The following is a 19038-nucleotide window of genomic DNA, read 5'->3' as shown; positions in this document are numbered from 1 at the left end:
ATGACCGGCTCGACCGAGGACTACGCACCGCACCCCCACATAGGTGGCCGTACGGCGGCCTTGCGCGCACTCGCCGCGTGGCGGGCGGCGGCGCCCGGCGCCCCGCGCGTGGTGGTGCTCACCGGCGACGCGGGCAGCGGGCGTTCGCGACTGCTCACCGGGTTCCTCATGCTGTGCGAGCCGGAGTACCGCAAGCAGCTCCCGCTGGACGCGATGGACCCGTCGACGGTGCCGCCGGAGCTGCCGGCGCCCGCGGTGCCGAGCGCCGAGGGGCTGACCGCGGCCCAGGTCCTCTGGCTGATCGCCGACCACTTCGGGCTGCGGGCCACCGGCGTCCAGGGCGTGTACGCCGAACTGGCCGCACTGGACGAGCCGGTGACCGTGGTCGTCCCGGACGTGGACCGGGCGGGTCCGGTGCGCGCCGCCGACGAACCGGCCCGGCTCGTACGGGAGGTGCTGGCCCCGCTGGCCGCCACCGGGACCGTGCGGCTGATGGCCGAGGTGCCGCGTCCGCTCGCCGCCGAGGTGGCGGAGGGACTGCCGCCGGGCACCGCTCAGATCATCGACCTCGACGCACCGGAGTGGGCCGACCCGGACCTCCTGGTGCGGTACGCGCAGGCCGCGCTGGACCCGGAGTTCGGCGCACCGGAACTGCCGTTCACCGTGGACCCGGCCGCCCGGCTCGCACTGGGAGCGGCGATCGGGCGGCGGGCCGGAAGTCCGCTGGTCGTCCAACTCGCCGTCCACTGCGCGCTCATGGCCCCGGAGGGCTTCGATCCGGCCGACGAACGGTTCCTGCCGACGTCGGTCGGGACGGCCCTCGACCTGCACGCCCGGCGGCTCGGTACCGACTCGCAGACGCTGCGGCTGCTGCTGGCGCCGCTGGCGCTGGCCGAGGCGGAGGGGATACCCGTTCAGCTCTGGTCACGGCTGGCGAGCGCCGTCGCCGGGCACGACATGAGCCCGGCCATCGCGGGCGGCATGCTGCTCGCGGGGCCGTTCGTGCAGCCGGTGGAGGTTCCGGCGGAAGCGGAGGAGGCGGCGTCTGAAGGAGGGGGCGAGGCTGCCGGCGGGGGCGAGGAGGGCGCGGAGGGCGACAGCGCGGACGGTGAGCGCACTCTGCTGCGGCTGCTGCATCCGGCGCTCGCCGAGGAGATCCGCGCCGGTCTGCCGAACGTCGCGGCCGCCCAGACGCAGATCGCGATGGCGCTGCTGGAGGCCGTGCCGGACCAGGACTGGGGCAAGGCCGACCCGTACGTCCGCGACCACATCGCCGGCCACACGCTGGAGGCCGGGCTGCTGCCCCAACTCCTGACTGACCCCGGGCTGTTCGTGCACGCCGATCCGGTGCCGCTGCGGGCCGCCGTCGAGGCCGTACCGCTGGAGCAACTGGGCGCGCCGGCCCGGACGTATCTGCGGACGGCTCCCCTGCTGACCCGCACCCAGGCGCCCACCCTGCTGCGGGCGGCGCTCCTGGAGACCGCGTTCGTCGAGGACGGCCTGCCCGAGTACGCCGAGGCCATCCACGGACGGCTCGGCCTGGACCTGCCCTGGCAGACGCTGTGGAGCCTGCCGGTGGCCGGCGGCGTCAGCGCGGTGACGGTGGGCAGCCTGCCCGGCGCGGAGGGGGCCGGCGCCACGCCGGTCGCCGTGCTGGTCTTGCCGCCGGGGACGCCGGGCGCACGGCCCGTCGGCGCCGGTACGGGGGGCGGGGAATCCGGGACCACGGTGGAGGGCGGGGAGTCCGGGACCACGGCGGGGGGCGGGGTGTCCGGGACCGCCGTACTCGTCCACCGCCTCGTACAGCCGGGTCTCCTGGACGACGCCGATCTCGACCGGATCGTCCGCCCGTCCGAGGAGGAGCGTGCCGCCGCACCGCTCGGTCTGAGCCGTGGCGGGGACTACCTGCGGGTCTGGAACCGGGCGGACCAGGAGGTGGTGGCCGCGCTGATCTCGGACACGCCCTTCACGGCCGCCGACCTGTCCCCCGACGGCATCCTGCTCGTGGCCACAACACGGGGGGCGAAGGCCCTCCGGATCCGGGCGGCCGGCGCGGGGATAGCCTCGTAGGCGGCACGACCACCTGGGACGCAGCCCCGTCCCCACTCTTCCGCAGTGCAACGACCGATCGAAGGAGCCTCCCGTGACCAGCCAGGAGCAGGCGCTCGCCGTCGCCGACCGTTGGCTCAACCCGGAAGGGACGACGGAGCCGCGCCGCGAGGTCCGGATGCAGGAGTTCGACCTGGGCTGGGTCGTGTGGGCGGCACCCGCGGCGCCCGAGCGTGACCCGGAGACCGGGGAGCGGCGGCCGCCCTCCGAGATCGGCGCCGCGTGCGGCGTCGTGGACCGCCGCACCGGCGAACTGACGGTCTGGCCGTCGGTGCCGGTCGAGGAGGTCGTGCGGATGTACAGGGAGAAGCACGGGGGTGCGGGTGCCTCCGGTGCCGCGGGTGGCTCGGGCGAACGCCCGGTGACCGGGCCCGGGAACACGGCCGTGTTCACGTTCATCGATCCCGCGAACGGCGAGGAGACCACCCTCTTCCGCACCTCGGCCCCGGGGCAGCCCCCCGCCGAGTACCAGGCGTGGTCCGAGCTGCGGCGCATGCAGGTGCCCGTCGAGAACGTGGTCGCCGTCCACACGGACCTGCGCCCCAGCCTGCTGCCCGGCGGCTACACCGCCGAGCTCCTCAACACCTTCCGGAACGCCCAGTTGTCCTGCTCGCAGACGTACGGTGCCCGTGCGGAGACCCGGGCCGAGGGCATCGCGGCCCTGGTCGAGCAGGTCGAGACGACGCATCGCATCGCCGGCCAGCAGCCGCCGCCCCGCCCGCACCGCGTGTCGGTCCCGGCGCAGGTGACGCCCGCCGCGCCGATGTCCGACGAGGAGCTCGGCCGCCATCTCGTCGAGGTGTTCGGCGGGGAGGGCGTACGCCGGTACGCCACCGAGGCCCTGGCGGGCAGCGCGCTCCCGGAGACCGCCGCGTCCACGCTGACCTCGGCGGGGCTGCCCGACGACCTCCCGCTCTTCTTCACGGCCGACCGGCCCGACGCGCCCCCGGCCGGGGGCCTGTTCACCGACGTGACCACCAACCTGCGCGAGCGGCGCAGCCCGGCCGGCGAGGAGAAGATCGCCGCCCTGTCGTACCTGGTCCGCATCGGCTTCGACGGCGTCGCGGTCATCGCGGTGCAGTGCCTGCCCGGCAGCGGCCAGCCGGACGGCCTCGGCGCGCTCTGGGCGGTGGACCCGGTCACGGCGACGGCCCGCTACGTCAACGTCTCGACGGCCGCGTTCGCCCGCTCCCTCGCCCTGCTGGCGACGGCACGGCAACGGATGCGGGGCCTGGACCCGGTGGCGGCGGGCGCGGAAGTGGCCTCGCTGCAGGAGCAGTTGGTGGCGGTGGACGCGTCGGCGCTCACGGATCCGGACGCGTGGTGGTCGTTGGTGGTCGAGCAGATGTGGCACGGGTTGTTCTGACGGCAGGCGGGTGACGGCAGGCCGGTGATGGTGGGGGACGTGTCGGTGACGGCGTCGGGTTCCGGGCCTCTTGCTCCGGGTGCGGTGGTTGCGCGGGTGCGTGACTGGTGGGGTGACGGTTCGCCGGAGGACAGACATCTCGACGTCGTCGGCTTCGGTGGTGGTGCGGCGGTCCTCGACGAAATTGACCGGCGGATCCCTGAGAGTGTGCTCGTCGATGCCACAGGGGCTGATGCAGAGAGCGTGCTCCAAAGCGCTCTTAGAGTCGTCGGGGTGCCTGACGACGAGGCGCGACCCCATACCTGGCGCGATGCTGTCCGCAAGCACGGCGAAGGCAAGCTCGTACTCATCAGTCACGCGGGCCGCGCGGGTCTCACACGGCTCTCCGCCCAGCCGGCTCTTGTCCCAAAGCACGTGGCAGAGCGCCTCGCGCGCGCTGGTCTGAGCATCGTCGTCGACACACCGCCACTTGACGACGGCCAACTGCCAGATCGTTGGCCGTCGCTCCGGCTGGACGACGACTCACCGGGTGTTGTCGCAGCAGTCCCCCAGACGTTGGAACTCTGTGCGCTGGCGTTGTCGGAGCCGAGGCGGGTGCCCTGGGAGGTGTGGGGCGAGTTGGCCCGGGCGGCCGGGGCGAGGGACGCCGACGAGACGGCGCTCCGCGCGTTGGCCGCGCGATTCCCGGATGCCCTGATGACGACCGACGCTGAAGTGGCCTTCACCGACGAGTCGGTGGCCGACGCGCTGCGCCGGGGCGCCTCTGCGGAATTGGCTCGGCGGGTGAACAGCCACATGGTCACCTGGCTGCGCGGGCTGGCCCCGCAGCTGCGCCACCCGGACGGCTGGGCCGCCTCCGGTCCCCTGGGCCGCTACGCCGCGCACGGGCTGGCCATGCACGCCGTGCAGGCCGGCGAGTTCGACACACTCCTGCGTGACGGCGAGGTCCTGGCCAACCTCCCGCAGTCCTCGTTCCTGGACGCGGCGCATTGCGCGCACGAGGGTTCGGTCCCCGATACGAACGCGGCCGCCGACGCGGTCCACCTGCACATGTACGGGGTGAGCCCTGCCGAGCAGGGCGAGTGGGCGGCGTGGCTGCACCTGATGGCCACGGCCCGCCACGACACCGAGCTGTGCACGTCCATCGAGCGGGCGGGCGTGGAACTTCCCTGGAAGGTGCGCTGGACCCACTGGCGCCCACCAGGCGGATACGACCCGAGCTACCTCAAGCCCGGCCCCATCTCGTCACTGTTCGACGTGCGCTGGCACGGCCGTCCCGCGATCGTCTCCAGCACCTACCCCCATGGCATCCATGTCTGGGACGCCGAAACCGGCGACCTGCTGGCCGGGCCCTGGTACGGCGACAACCTCCCCGACGAAGCCATCTTGGCCCTGACCTGGCCGACAGCACCGGGCCAGGCTCCTCCCACCACCCGCAAGGAACTCCGGGCATTCAACGCCACCCAGGAAGGGCCCGACGACGAGTTCCTCCCCGCCCTCCTGCGCACCGGCCGCCTGACCGTACTCGCCGGACCAGACGGACTCTTCGCCGTGGAAGGCACCAGCCCCGCACCCCTGCCCGGACCACCGCTCCTGGGTACCAAAACCGCAGCCGGCCCGGCCCTCCTCACCGACGCCACGACCACCACGGCAGCCGCCCTCCCGCAGCTCTTCTCCACCGCCCGCGTCCTGCGCACCCCACCCGAGTCGCTGCCGCCGGGACTCACCGACGTGACCGCCCGCCGCGTCCTCACCGACATCGGTCTCCCGACCATGCAGGAGAAGGGCATCCGGCTGGAACCCGACTACGACAAATTCCTGTCGGAACTCCCCTGGACCCAGGGCCTGCAACCGCCTGCGGAAACCGGCCCGTTCTTCCAGATCGGCCTGTGGTCAGGCGCCGAGATCGTCATCGACGGCCCCACCGGCCACATCCTGCGCATGCCCCGCAGCACCGACGAAAGCGGCCTCGACGGCTACCTCGTCGCCACGAATCTCGACCGCTTCCTCGCCCTGGTCACCTGGTGGATCACCGGCCGCCGCATCCTCAACACCATCGAGAACCGAGACGAGGAACACCTCTTCCGCCAGCACATCGAAGACGCCGTCTGGATCATCGACAACGCAGGCTCCCGAGCCCAGATCTGGACCTACGCCCTCTACAACGACTGACGGGGAGGCGAACGCCAGAAGCGGGGGAGCGGGGTGGAAGTGGCACCCGAGCGAGCACTCGAACAGGCTCAAGCCTGGCTGGTGGAGCCCCACCGGCTGTACCGAACCCTTGCCGTCCGGGGGTGTCCCGGGCTCCGGGAAGACTGCCTTCCTCAGCGAGTTCGCATCCCGGATCCCGGACGCTGTCCATGTCGATTGCCGAGGCAGGAGCGCGGACGACTTCGCCCGCGAGCCTCTGCGCGCCTGGGCGCCACCGACTCCGCGACCTCGCTCGCTTCCGGAGCGCGGCGCATGCGAAGCGGCGGTGTGGCACTGCTGAGCAACGGGCAAAGGGCCGGCGAGTTCGTGCATCGACGCCCGTCGCAGCCTGTGGCAGTGGGCGGAGGACATCGACCCGGTGACGGTTGACGCGGATCACTGGGAGCAGGTCTTCGACGGAGATCTGGACTCCTGGGCCACGGAATAGGGTTTCGGTACGGCGATACGGCTGGGTCCGCAGCCGGTACTCACCCCCGGCGAGCGACTGTCGGGCACTTGGAAAGGACGTCATGGCTCCCGAACCCGAAGCCGAGCCCGCCGGATCCGTGGATCCGCGTGGTCCGCCGACCAGTGTGTGTCCAGGATTCAGTCATGGTGGCAGGAGCACGGCCCTGAGTGATCGGCCGAGGTCTTCTGGGCTGTCGGTTCGGGCAGGACCGGGGTCCTTCTGCGGCTGCGCGAGACGCTGCCCGACCCCGTGTACGTGGACGCCACCGGGCTCAGCGCCGAGGAGGTCCTGGGGAAGATCCTCGACGCGTTCGGTGTGCCCGATCTGTGGCCCCTGCGGGTTGATTGGCTGTGGCAGCTGAAGCGGGCGGGGGTGAGCGGCAGGCCGCTTCTCGTCGCCAACTCCCAGCGGGCGGGGCGTACGCGCCGATCGATGCAGCCCGGCCGTGTCCGCAAGCAGGTGCTGGACCCGCTGGTTCGGAATGCCGGGGCCAGGGTGAGCGTCGAATCGGGGCCGGAGCCGGACCGTTCACCACGGGACTGGCTGACTCTCCAGCTTCCCGCCCCGGCAAGCGCCCTTCCCGGCCTCGACGCCGTGCGCAGCCGGCCTGCGCTGCGTGCGCTCGCCTTGGCGGAGTTGCGGTGGACGCCCTTGCCGGTGTGGTCGGCGTTGGTGCACGGGGTCACCGATGAACGTATCGGTGAAGACGCCCTGGCCACCCTCGCCGAGGATCTACCCGACACGATCGAGACCGTCGATGGGCAGGTGCGCTTCCTGGACGAACGGCTCGTCGATGCGGTTCGGGCGGAAACGGCAGCCTTGGACCGGTGCCGAGTCCACACGCGGCTCGTGACGGAACTGCTGTCCCTTGCTGAGCGGTTGGTGTTCTCGGAGGGATGGGCGTCAACCGGGTCGGTCGGGCACTACCTGGCTCATGCTCTCCCCCTGCATGCCCTCCAAGCTGAACGCCTCGAGGACGTCAGCGGTGACGGGCGTCTGGTCGCGCACATCGCCCCGACGGCTCTCCTCGACGCGGCGAATCTGCAGGCCGCGGTGTCGTGCTGGCCGGGATCGGTGGCCTGGCGATGGTCACCCCTGGTGAACCGGACACCTGCAAGCAACCGGAGCCGCCGTACGGTTCCGCACTGCTCGGCCACTTCGTGCTGGTCGACAACAACGCACAGGACTTCTGGGAAGAACCCGATCGCACACTTCTCGAGGAACTCTTCGAGCCACAGGCAGTACAACGACTCGCAGCGACGGAGCTGCCACCAGGACTACTGGACGAGGACGCCCGGCACATCCTCCGCGAAGTGGGACTGCCCGCCTTCACCGGCGCCGAGATGAGTCTCGTGGCCGTGGCCGAGCAGGGACTCACGGAGCTCACGGCGGAAGAGGTGTGGGGGGACGGCGGCAGCAGCCCGTACTACCTCCTCGGAACCTGGCTGGACGGCCGTATCGTCCTCCACGGCGACAGCGGCGCCGTCCACCGCCTCCCGGCAGAGGGCGAGGAGGACGACTCGGACCCCCAGGTGGCCGCGTCCCTGGGCCAGTTCGTGACCATGCTGCAGAACTACATTTCGGGGCGCTGCCTGCTGCCGATGGCGTCCAGCCGCACCGAACGCGAGGATGTCCGCGACGAGATCGAGGACTCGCTGACCGCAATCGACGAGGGCGGCGGAGCCTCCCGAGCCTGGACGTATGCCCTTCATGACAATGACTGACCCTGCCCTCACCCCTGCACCCGTGTCCCCCGAGCAGGCGCTGGCCGAGCTTCTGGAGTGGTCGGAAAGTGACACTCAGAGCGTGGCCGAGGTGACCGGCCCGCCTGGGTCCGGACGGACGGAGACACTGCTGCGGCTGAGCGAGGCCCGCGGTGGCGCGGTGTTCGTGGATGCCACGGGGCTGACGTGCGAGGACGTCATCGAACGGGTCATGAGCGCCGCAGGGTGCTCCACGCTTCCGGAGAAGCGGTCGGACTGGGGATTCGAGCTCGAAGACTCCCCGCTGAGGGGCGGGCTCGTGATCATCGTCAACGCGCAACCGGGCCGGCCGCACTCGGCGCTCCAGCGAGCCGGAGCGCCTGGTGCACCGCTTCACCGTGGACCTGGCCGTGGTCGGCCGCCTCAAGGTCGTCATCGAACGGGACCTGCCGGAGGTCCGTGGGGCGCACAATCACCTGGTCGTGGCCTTGCGACCGGCCCCTGCCGGCGAGGCACCTGGTCTGGTGCCGGACGGGGCGGACGCTGAAGCGTTGCGTGCACTCGCACTGGCCGAGGTCCGTCGTGCTCCGATGCCCGTGTGGAGCGCCCTGGCCCGAGCGCTGGAACCTCATGTGGGCCGGTCCCTGCCTGTGGCCGCGGCACTGGAGACTGCCGGGGACTTCCTGGAGGTGGACGGCGACGGCTGGGTCCGCTTCCGCGACGAGCGCCACGCCGAGGCGCTGCGTCGGACCACCGCTGCAGAGGTCGTACGAGCGGTGAATGGAGAGTTGGTCGCATGGTTGCGCGAGCGGCCTGCGGCGGGGCCGACCGGCCCATACTCGGCGCAGGGGTTGGCGATGCATGCCGTGCAGGCAGGCGAGTTCGACGCTGTTCAACGCTCCGGCAGGCTCGTCGCCCGGATCGATCAGGTCGCCCTGATCGACGCGGCTCACGCCGACGATTCGTACGCCGTCAGCGGTGCGTCTCCGGCCGGTGACGCCGTCAACTTGTGGATGTGCGGGGTCGATTCGCTGCCCCAGGGTGAATGGGCGTCGTGGCTGCACTTGATGAGTACGGTGCGGGGCGACACGGAGACCGCCGCCGAGATCGCCTCGTCCGGCGAACCGCTGCCGTGGACGGTCCGCTGGGCTCACTGGCGGCCACCGGGTGCCCTGAGCGCCGCCTACGTGCGTCCCGGCCCGCTCGGCGACCCGGTGATCGCCCCCGAGGACTACCTTCCCGGCCGCCACGCCGTTGCCGCTCCCGGCGAGTGGGACGGCCGCCACCGAGTCTGGGACGCGGAGACCGGCGAACAACTGGCCGGCCCCTGGCCGGAGGCACTCCCGGCACCCGGCCAGCGCGAACCACTCTGGCCCACCTACACCGAACCCAACGTCACACCCGACTGGGACGACCTGTCCGTCTTCGAGATCCTGGCGCCCCCCTTCATGTCGGACCAGGTGAAGGTCGGCGACCTCCTGGTGGTGACGGGGCTCGGCGGCGTCTTCGCGGTCGACGTCCACGACCCGTCCATGAGCGAGGGCATCAGCACGGTGCACGGTGAACCGCTCTTCGACGACTCCGGCTTCGTCCCCGCCCTGCACCACGATCCGGCCCTGCGCCGTGACGCCTACGACCCCGACCTCTTCGAACCGGGCGTCGTACGTCGCCTGCCCGCCAGCCTGCTGCCCGACGGAGTGACGAACACCGATGCACGCCGCGTCCTCACGGACGTCGGACTACCCGCCTTCCAAGGCGCCGCACTCCGGATCGAGCCACTGGACGAGGCCGGCCTCCCCCTCCTCTCCCCCGACGCCCCGGAGGAAGTCAGCGCATCTGGCCCGTACTTCAAGATCGGCCTGTGGGGCGGGGGCGACCTGGCCCTGCACTGCGAAACGGGACAGGTCGTCGTGCTCGGCGCGGACGACTGGAGCAGCACGGAGGACGACTTCGACGACGAGCCCGACGAACCGGACGGCGACGGGGAGCAGGGCACCAGCCCGGTGGTGATCGCCAGCAGCCTGACCACGTTCATCGACCGCCTCCAGCACTACCTCGTGGCCCGCTGCATGCTGGCCTCGGCGTCGAGCCGCATCGAGCGCACCGCGATCAGGGACGACCTGGAGTCCACGCTGTCCGACGCCGACACCATGGGCACCGCGTTCTGGATGGCCCCATTGAGATCGACCTACTGACTGGCGTTGACCGCAAGGAGCTCGGCAGCGACGGGCGAGTACGAGCAGAGCGCTACGGCGAAGGATGCGGCGAGGGTCTGGATGCAACGCGTCACCGGTGCTGACGTAGCCTGGCTTCGTCGGGCCGGGTGGGGGTGGACGACAGTGCTGAGCGGGGATGCGGGCATCGCCCCCTGCGGGATCCGCAAGAGGATGCGCTCGCGGGGATGTGCACGGGAGGCATCGTGCTCCTGGCCAACGTGCAGGATCACGGACGGCGGCAGCCTCGACGGAGGCGACCTCATCGAAGAACTCGAAACCTGCCTCGCAGGCATCGACCCCGCCGCCGCAGCCACCCGCAACTGGGGACACGTCACAGAGACCGATGAATTCTTCTACCTGCAGGAAGACCTGACCCGAAGCACATGAGTACAAGCCCATACCCGGACGCCGTCTCAGCCGACCTCGCCTTGAATCGCGCCCTGCGCTGGATCGACCGCCCTCGCGACACCAGCGCGTGGATGTGGATCGGAGGGCGTGCGGGCAGCGGGAGAACCGCGCTGCTGCGTGAAGTCGTCGTCCGTCACCCTGGCGCGGTGTACGTCGACTGCACGGGCAAGTCCGCGGAAGACGTGGCCCGGGAGGCGGCGGCCGCCCTCGGCATCCGCGCCACGGACTCGTTCAAGGGCAACTTCGCCACCGTCGTCGGCCAGATCACCGACGACCCCGTAGTCATCCTCGCGAACACGCAGTGGGCTGGGCGACTGCGCACCACGCGTGAACCGGAACGTGTGCTCGGTCAGGTGGCGCACGCGCTGATCGAGCACCATCGGCGCGGCCTGCGGATGCGCTTGCTGGTCGAAGTCGACGACGGTCCGGGCAGGGTCGCCGAGTGGCACGGACGGCAACTGACACTGGAGGGCGGCTTCGAACCCGGGCCCGCCGCCCCGTCACCGGACGACGAGGCGCCTCTGCCGTCCGCCCTTCGCGCGCTGGCCTTGGCCGAGCACCGTTTCGTTCCCCTCTCCATATGGTCCGTTCTCTGCTCGGCCCTGGGCCGGGACATGTCGGAGGTCCAGCTCGAGTCGCTGCTCGACGACACGGCGGCCACGGAGTGGATCCACCGGACCGAGGACGGGACCGGCACTCCGCTGGTCTCCTTCAAGCAGGAAGCAGCCGCCCGGCACTTGCGTGGGCAGATGCCCGCCGACGAGGCCAGGCGCTGTCACGCGCCTATCGTCACCGCCCTGTCGGACGTAGACGCCTCAGACGCCACGCGCTGGTACGCCGAGCGTGCCCTGGCCGGTCACGCCGCCGCAGCCGGCCAGTTCGAGGGACTTCTCGAGGACGCCGCCGCAGTCGCCAGGGTCGGATTCGCAACGCTCTTCGAGGCGTTCGAGGCCGCTTTCCATGGGCAGCCCATTGCCCAGGGCACTGCGGGAGCCCGACTCCACTACCTGGTACGCCGTGGTGGGCAGCCTTCGTCCCAGGGTGAGTGGCTGGCCTTGTTGCACCTGACATTGATGCAGGGCGGACCGGCGGAAAGAGCGGTCGCCGACCGGCTCCTGGCTGCGGCCGGACCCGTGGTGCTGCCTTGGCGGACGCTCTGGGCCCAAGGTGTCGGCGCCGGTGCGTTCAGTACAGACGCCCTGGTCAAGCGCCCGATTGTCCGAACTCTCCAGATCACGCACACCTCGGCCGGTGACGTCCTCACAGCCCGCACCCGCCGCGACCACATCGGCACCTGGGACCTGGCCACGGGCGCACCACGCCCCGCGCCGGGCGAGGCCGCGAGCACGCCGAGTACGACGGCAGCTGATCAAGGGCCCCGCGGATGGCGCCCTGAGGGAGCCGCGGATGGCGAAGTGGATCTGCCTCGCATGCCCGAGTACGTTCGGCGAGGCGTGCGCCTGGGCCAGAACCTTGCACTGGCCTCCACGGACGGAGTGTTCGTGGTCGAGATCAATCAAAGCGCCGGGCGGGAGACCGCGTCCGGTCTCCTCAAACGGCTCCTGGGCACCGGAACGACTCTCGCTCCGGCGGACCTGCCGGCCGCGGCCTCGGCCCCCACGACCGAATGGCTGACGGACCTCTGGGGCCCTGCGGCGGTCAAGCACTTCTCGCAGGAAGCTGTGCCGTCCACCCTCTCGGACGCCGGCGCGCGCGAATTCCTCACCTCAGTCGGCTTCCCCTGCGTCACGGGCTTCCTCGAACTCGACACCACCGGCCTCGCGGACACCGGCCCGCGCCCCCTCGCCGGGCCGGCCGAGGAGGAATCCGCGTACTACTCGCTCGGATGGTGGCAAGGTGCGCGTCTGCTTCTCGACGGTCGCGACGGGCGGGTGCTGCAAGACGGTTCGTCCGGGATCGAGGACGCGCTGGCCGGCAGCAGCCTCGGTCAGTTCGTCGCCATGGTCCGTCTCTACTACTGGTGGTTCGCCTCCGACTGGTCGATCGAGGACACGGAGTCGGACCTACGTCACTGGCTCGATCTCATCGACCCCGATGCCTACCGGACACAGGGATGGCAAAGAGTCTTCGAGGACTACAACTTCGCCGACCGAGTCTGACCGGGGCGGGTCGAGGCCGGGTGCACGGGACGAGTTCGGGCTTCGCTCGGGAGGACGGCATCCCCCTCATGTGCGCGCCATCGCGCCGGGTCAGTAACGTCGCGGACCGCACCACCACTTCTGGAGGGGGAACACACGAGTGCCCGAGATCAACGCTGAGGCCTGGGCTCGCATCGAGGCCTGGCGGGAGCTGCCCGCACCGCAGCGGCGGGTGTTCTCCGTCCTCGGCCCGGCGCTGAGCGGCAAGAGCGCGTATCTACGGGCCGTCCAAGACCGCTGGCCCAGCGCCGTACTCATCGACTGCCGGGGCTTGAGCGCCGACGCCGTGGCAACAAGCATGCGCGAAGAGTGTCGTGCCGCTCCGGCCGGTCACCCGTGTGTCCTTCTCCTCGCGAACGTGCAGTACGCGGGTGAGGTGGTGACCTCGACCGAATCCGTCCGCGTGGCTGAAGTCCTGGCTCCTGGGTTTCGACGGTTCCAAGGGCGTGAGGTCTGGGTCATGGCGGAGTACGACCCGGACATCGTGGCAACCCCCCGCTTCGCCGAACATGAAGTCATCCTGCCCGCACCGGACGTGGGCACAAAAGTTGGCGGGGAGGAGGAGTTGGCCGCCCTGGCCGCTGCCGAGCTGCGTCAGGTGCCGCTACTTGTCTGGCAGTTGCTGTGCGACGCGCGCGACGTGCCCACGGAGGCGCGCTCGCTCCTCTCCTTCGCGGAGGAGCGCCCGGACATCCTGATCGTGGACGAGGACCGGTCGTCGGTCGCGTTCCGGTCCGAGGCGTTCCACCGTGCGTGGCGACGCAGGCAGCCTACGGATTCGGAGGTCCAGACCCGCATCGTCGACGCGTTGGTGTCCGCGACGACGGACGGCGACGGACCGGGTCTCTGGTCGGAGCGGGGGCCGGTGAGGCAGTACGCCGCTCGCGCTCTGCCTCTGCATGCGGCCCTGGCGGGCACCCTCCCCCACCTCCTGGACGACGGGCGTCTGCTGGCCCAGTTCTCGCCGACTGCGCTGCGTGAGGCTCTCGCCATCGCCCACCCGGACGGCGTGCCGTACGGCAGCGTGGCCGCGCTGCTGCACTATCTGGAGGCTCAGGGCGTTACTCCCTCGTCGCAGGTTGAATGGGTGGCCTGGCTCCACCACGCCGCGCTCAGCTCCGGCCGTGCGGAGCTGGCCGACGGGCTCCTGGCCGCGGGGGTCCCGCTGCCGTGGCGGACGACGTGGACCCACTGGCGCCCCGCAGGCATCTTCGGTCGCATCGAGAGCGAGGCCGGCCGGGTCGACGAACTCGGCATCGCGGTCGGAGAGTCGGGACTGACCGTCATCACGGCCCGGGACGTGACGACCGGCAAGATCGCCCACCCGAAGTACCAGTACGTCCGCCAGGAGTGGAGCCCGAGGACCGGGGAGCCTGTCTCGGCTCCCGTCGAGATGCGCGCCTCCCTGTCGGACGGACTTCTCCCCTGGAGCAGCCCGAGACGCTCCGAGGGTCCCGAGGTACCGGACGTCACGTTCGCCGAGCACACGGACACCGGCTGGAAGCTGGAGACGCCCACCGTCCCCGGCCCGCCCGCCTGCCCTCAGGCAGTGACGAAGGGCGCCTACGTCGACGGACACTGGGTACTCGCCGGCACCATGGGCCTCTTCGCCGTGTCCGTCCAGGCGACGGCCGACACCGCGCAGGACACCTACCCCAAGCGCCCTTTGATCGCCGCACACACCCGACCCGCCCCCTGGCCGCTCCCCCCATCCGCGGCAGCCGCCCTACGCGGTGACGGCATGCGGGACTGGCTCGAGGAGACCTTCGGCACAGGGGCCTGCCACCAGCTCACCGATGAGCGGCTTCCTGCCGGCCTCACGGACCTGGCCGCACGGGACTTCCTCACCCGGACCGGTCTGCCGGAGATCAGAGACTTCCTGCACCTGGCCATCACCCCGCGCGGAGACAGCCCCTTGGTCGAGGTGCCCTGGCCCGGCCAGGACCGGAGCCTGCCCCGGCAGCGCCGCGCCAAAAGCGAGGCACCCACCAGCGGCCCGTTCTATGAGCTGGGCACGTGGATGTACTCCAGACTCCTGCTCGACGGCGGCACCGGCCGGCTCTACCGAGACACCACGGGCGGCTCCCCCGACCCCGTCGCAGGCAGCAGCCTCACCCAGTTCTTCGCCACCGTCCGGCTGTACGACGAGTTCCGCAGGACCCACTTCCCCTACGCCACCGACCACAAAGACGCACTAGACAACCTCGCCAGGTGGCACGAGCACATCGATCCCGCAGCCTCTCGGGCCGAGACCTGGACGCTCATCCTCGAGGGCTACGACTTCGAGGACAGCACGTGGGACCTGGCGTCCTACGGACTGGAATGGATCTGAGCCGTAGTTCAAGCACCCCGCTTGTCCGCCGCCGACAACGGCAGTGATTCAGGGCCGCGTGCGGGGCCGTCAGTACAGCGAGAAACCCCCGCTGTGCCGCCCCCCGCCCGGCTTCTTGCCGCCCGGTTCCGAAGGCCCGCCCTCGGCGTCCTTCCGAGCGGCGTCGGCGTCGCCCTGCAAGGGCTCGCCGTGCCGAAGGCGGTCGCGCTCCTCCTCCGGCAGCGACTCCCACTGGCCGCGCAGGGACGCCAGTCCCCCGCTGCCGAAAGCCCGGGCGAACGCCGGGTCGTCCAGGGCGTCACGCAGAGCGAGCCGACCGGACAGCATCCGCTTGGCGGCCTCCTGGAGGTCCTTGCTCACGTTGTCGGTCTGCGACAGCTTGCGCAGCGCGGAGTTCAGGGACTTGATCTGCTCGGGCTCGAGGGCCTCGTCGAGCACGCCGCGCTCGGGCGACGCGCCGTGCGGGTTCGATGAGTTGTCGGGCTGCCGTGCCATGTCGCATCTCCTCGCTGTTCCGGTCCGCTCGTCGGCCCCCGCAGTATCTCGTGCTCTCGTGCGGGATGTTCCGTGGGACCGCATGGCTGCTGCCGTGGCCACCCCAACCGTACGGCCACCGCCGCCAGGAGCCGTACGGACCTCCACAACAGCCTCACGGGCGGACGCAGCAGTCTCACGGGGCCAAGCGGCAAGTACCGCCTCAGCCACTCGCCCAGGCCACCCGGTCGCGGCCGCTCGGCGGTCAGGGCAGCGCGTTGCCCAGCGTCGCGCCGACCGCGCCCACGATGGTCGCCATGAGGGCCCAGCGGGTGCGGCCGCGCCGGGCCAGTTCCACGCCGGGAGTGGCGGACACCAGGCCTATCGCGTAGGCCACGGTCCAGGCACCGGCCTCCGTGCCGCCGTTCAGCCGCCCCACGATCGCGAAAAGGCACGCCACCGCGACCAGTGCCCCTATGGCCATGAGGCCGCCACGAGCGCTCCGCGCCTGCTGCGAGCGCTCGCTCGGCGTGCTCGGCTCCGTGAGCCTCTGAGGACGCGCCCGCAGTTCCTTTACGTCTACGTCGTCCCGGACCGGACTGTCCGCGCCGCGTTCCGCCAGCATTTGTTCCCCATCACGCGTCGTCATGTGCAGGCAGCGTAGCGCCCGCGGGGCCGTACGCGAACGGCGGGCGAGTCCCATGATCCAGCCGCGCGGACGGCCGTCGCGTGGCGCTCCGCGACAGGCCTCCGCTCTGCTCTTCGCCCGGGGGTCTCGCTGGGAAGGTACGGGCGTCGGATGAGCGTCGGTCGGCCCGAAAGAAAGAGGCGTTCGGCGTGCATCGCGGTGACGCCGGCCGGGCCGTCGCGCCAACGGCTCAGTCCTGAAACGGACTTGTGACAGCACCACCCTGAGGCGGTTCGACGGTGATTCCGTAAACTTTGCGGACGGCTGTACTCCTGTGTGATTTCCCTGGACGGGTGAGGGAGTTGTACGGCCGTTCGGTCTGACGGGGGTGCTTTCTGCTGTGTCGATGATGCTGCCGGACGAGCTCGAGTGGGTACTCGAGATGCTGGGCTACCGATGGCCTACAGCGGACGAGGACAAGCTCAGAGACTGTGCCGAGGTGTGGCGGCAGTTCGGCGAGAAGGTCACCGAGCTGCACGGCACGGCGAACGGCGCCGCCCGTCAGGTCACCGCGCACAACGCCGGTGAGTCGATCGACAAGTTCGTCAAGACGTACGAGAAGTTCGACGGCGGTGGCGGCGGAGACGGTTACCTCCGCAACGCCGCCGAGGCCGCATTCCTCATCGCAAACGTGCTGGAAGCCTGCGCCTACCTCGTCGAGTTCGCCAAGTGGGCGGTCATCGCCCAGCTGATCGCCCTGGCGATCGAGATCGTCGCTGCGCACGCCGCCGCTCCCTTCACCTTCGGCCTGTCCGAGGTCGCCGGCCTCGGCGCCACCCAGGTCACGCGTCTCATCGTCCGCCGCCTCCTCGACGAGCTGAAGAAGGCTCTGCTCGAGGCGATCGTGGAGACGATGAAGGAGCCGGCCATCTCGGCGATCGAGGCGATCATCACCGACCTCGTCCGCCAGACGGTCAACGTCGGCTTCGGCGCTCAGGAGGGCTACGACGTCGGCGCCACCCTCAAGGCCGGTGGTACGGCGGGACTGGACGCGCTCAAGCAGAGCCCGCAGACGTTCGCCGAGGGCGTCCGCGACAGCCTGGGCCAGAAGGCCGGCAGCCGGGCCCGCCACGCCATCGACAGCCGCATCGACGGCTACGACGGGGCGTCGGGGCTGCCCAGCGGCGAGGTCGGCAGCGACCCCGGTTCGGACAGCGGCTCCAGGTCGTCCTCCTCGTCCTCCGACTCGCCGTCCTCCAACTCCTCGTCATCGAACTCGGACGGCAACTCCGGTACGTCCAACTCGGATTCGAACGGGTCGGACTCCTCGACGTCCACGCGGTCGGGCAACGGCAACAACCTGCCCGGCACGAACATAGGCAACGGCATATCCGCCGACACCGGCGGCAACAACATAGGCGGCCCCAATGTGGGGGCGGGTCCGGACTCTGGTTCTGGGCCGGGCTCGGACTCCAGCAGTCCGTCCTCCTCGGACACGCCGTACTCGCGGCCGGCGCAGTCGCCGTCCGACTCATCCCTGTCCGACTTCGACGACCCCTCGCCGGGCGGCCGCTCGCCCAGCGGCTCCGACAGCTCCACCGGCTCGTCCGGCTCGCCGAGCACGTCGGGCCCGTCCCACAGCGGCGGCTCGCCGGTGTCCGGGCTGTCGTCACCGTCCCCGCAGTCGGCGCCCGCGCACGCGTCGTCGTCCAGCAGTCCGTCGTCCTCGCCGACGGGCGGCTCGATCGGCACTCAGATCGACAGCCTGGCGGCCACCGCGCCCACGCAGACCAACGCGGCGCCGACGCCGACGACCAACGACTCCGCCCCGACCGGCTCCGGAGGCCGTCCGGACGGTGGTTCGGGCGGCATGCCGACGTCGCCCACCGCAGCCGCCCCCGCCGGTACGACCCCGGCCGCGAGCCACAGCTCGGGCGGCCCGTCGGCCGGCAGTACGTCCCCCACAAGCCCGAACGCCAACTCGGGCCCAGCGAGGAATCCTTCCGCCAACACGCCCGGCACGGCACCCGCAGCGGGTACGGGACCGGCCTCCACCCCGCGCCCCACCTCTCCTACGGTGCCTCGGAGCACGCCCACTCCCGACGGCCGCGTCCCCGGGGCCGGTGACAGCCGTACGCCGGGCACGCCCGACGGCCGAATACCGGCGCAGCGCCCCGGAGGCACCCCCACGGGAGACGCCGGCACGACCCGGAACACCCCGGGCTCGCCGACCGGCGACCGCACCGCACCGCGCGGCAACACGCCTGGTAGTCCTGCCACCGCCGGGGACGGCAACGCACCCCGGCCGCGTCCGACGACCGCGACCCCCAACGACGGAACGGCGTCCCGCACCAACACGAGTACGACGCCGGGCGACAACTCGACGTCCCGGAACAACGCCGGCACAAGGCCGAGCGACGCGTCAACGCCCCGCAGCAACCCCAGTACGACGCCGGGCGACAACTCGCCCTCTCGGAACACCCCTGGTACGAGGCCTAGCGACACCTCGACGCCCCGCAACAACCCCGGTACGACACCGAACGACCGCGGCGACCGCACGCCGCCCCGCACCACCATCCCCGGCAACCCGAGCACGACCCCCCGGAACGACAGCACCGCTCCGCGCAGCACACCGGACCAGCCCGGGAGCAGCCGTACTCCGACGCCGGGCCAGAGCCCCACCCAGTCGACACCTTCCAGGACGACACCGCCGTCCACATCGACACCGGGCGGCAGCACTCCCCACTCCCCGTCGACGTCACCGGGTCCCGCCACGCCCAACCAGCCGGGCACCGGCACCACCACCCCGTCCCGCCCGCCGCAGCAGCCCGCAGGCAGCACACCGAACCAGCCCGGTCCCCAGACCCAGCCGCAGCCGCACACCCAGCAGTCCCCTGCGAGCACCCCGAATCACCAGCAGCAGTCGCAGGTCACACCGGTCCCGATCCACCACGTGACCACCACGCCGAGCGGACAGCCCACTC

The 19038-nt window shown here is 71.2% G+C and carries 12 protein-coding genes; 7 read left to right on the top strand and 5 right to left on the bottom strand.

What is annotated here, in order from left to right; genetic code table 11:
* The 7 genes from ADL34_RS21685 (at nt 1) to ADL34_RS21645 (ending at nt 14952) form a co-directional block, all read left to right on the top strand.
* Nucleotides 1-2070: a hypothetical protein gene (locus ADL34_RS21685; RefSeq protein WP_062669187.1), complete on the top strand. Its 2070-nt coding sequence runs from the start codon at nt 1-3 to the stop codon at nt 2068-2070.
* Nucleotides 2071-2143: 73 nt separating this feature from the next.
* Entirely contained in the window at nt 2144-3475 is a 1332-nt protein-coding gene (locus ADL34_RS21680) for an SUKH-4 family immunity protein (RefSeq protein WP_062669188.1), read from the top strand.
* Nucleotides 3476-3514: 39 nt separating this feature from the next.
* Complete coding sequence (locus ADL34_RS21675) at nt 3515-5647, top strand: SUKH-4 family immunity protein (protein ID WP_159038966.1); 2133 nt, start codon at nt 3515-3517, stop codon at nt 5645-5647.
* 1572 nt (nt 5648-7219) lie between these two features.
* Entirely contained in the window at nt 7220-7858 is a 639-nt protein-coding gene (locus tag ADL34_RS35010) for an SUKH-4 family immunity protein (protein ID WP_234375069.1), read from the top strand.
* A gap of 362 nt (nt 7859-8220) precedes the next feature.
* Nucleotides 8221-10032 (top strand): SUKH-4 family immunity protein, encoded by a 1812-nt coding sequence (locus ADL34_RS35760; RefSeq protein WP_107115670.1) that lies wholly within the window; start codon nt 8221-8223, stop codon nt 10030-10032.
* A gap of 404 nt (nt 10033-10436) precedes the next feature.
* A complete protein-coding gene (locus tag ADL34_RS21650) occupies nt 10437-12581 on the top strand; it encodes an SUKH-4 family immunity protein (protein WP_062669195.1) in 2145 nt (714 codons plus the stop codon).
* A gap of 499 nt (nt 12582-13080) precedes the next feature.
* Nucleotides 13081-14952 (top strand): SUKH-4 family immunity protein, encoded by a 1872-nt coding sequence (locus ADL34_RS21645; RefSeq protein WP_159038965.1) that lies wholly within the window; start codon nt 13081-13083, stop codon nt 14950-14952.
* 69 nt (nt 14953-15021) lie between these two features.
* Here the strand turns inward: ADL34_RS21645 and ADL34_RS21640 are convergent, their stop codons facing one another.
* From ADL34_RS21640 to ADL34_RS36185, 5 genes are all read right to left on the bottom strand, one after another.
* On the bottom strand, nt 15022-15447 hold the full coding sequence (locus ADL34_RS21640; protein WP_062669197.1) for a hypothetical protein: 426 nt from the start codon (nt 15445-15447) through the stop codon (nt 15022-15024).
* 244 nt (nt 15448-15691) lie between these two features.
* Nucleotides 15692-16075: a hypothetical protein gene (locus ADL34_RS21635; RefSeq protein ID WP_159038964.1), complete on the bottom strand. Its 384-nt coding sequence runs from the start codon at nt 16073-16075 to the stop codon at nt 15692-15694.
* 229 nt (nt 16076-16304) lie between these two features.
* Complete coding sequence (locus ADL34_RS36195) at nt 16305-17186, bottom strand: hypothetical protein (RefSeq protein ID WP_159038963.1); 882 nt, start codon at nt 17184-17186, stop codon at nt 16305-16307.
* 23 nt (nt 17187-17209) lie between these two features.
* The gene (locus ADL34_RS36190; protein ID WP_062669200.1) at nt 17210-17806 is read right to left on the bottom strand and encodes a hypothetical protein; all 597 of its coding nucleotides are present in this window, start codon (nt 17804-17806) and stop codon (nt 17210-17212) included.
* Nucleotides 17807-18019: a hypothetical protein gene (locus ADL34_RS36185; RefSeq protein ID WP_159038962.1), complete on the bottom strand. Its 213-nt coding sequence runs from the start codon at nt 18017-18019 to the stop codon at nt 17807-17809.
* Nucleotides 18020-19038: the final 1019 nt, after the last annotated feature.

Origin of the sequence: Streptomyces sp. NRRL WC-3605 (genome assembly GCF_001509795.1) — a bacterium.
In the GTDB taxonomy this organism is placed as follows: domain Bacteria; phylum Actinomycetota; class Actinomycetes; order Streptomycetales; family Streptomycetaceae; genus Streptomyces; species Streptomyces viridochromogenes.
The sequence above is the reverse complement of the archived record's forward strand: the minus strand, read 5'-3'. Positions and strand labels throughout refer to the sequence as shown.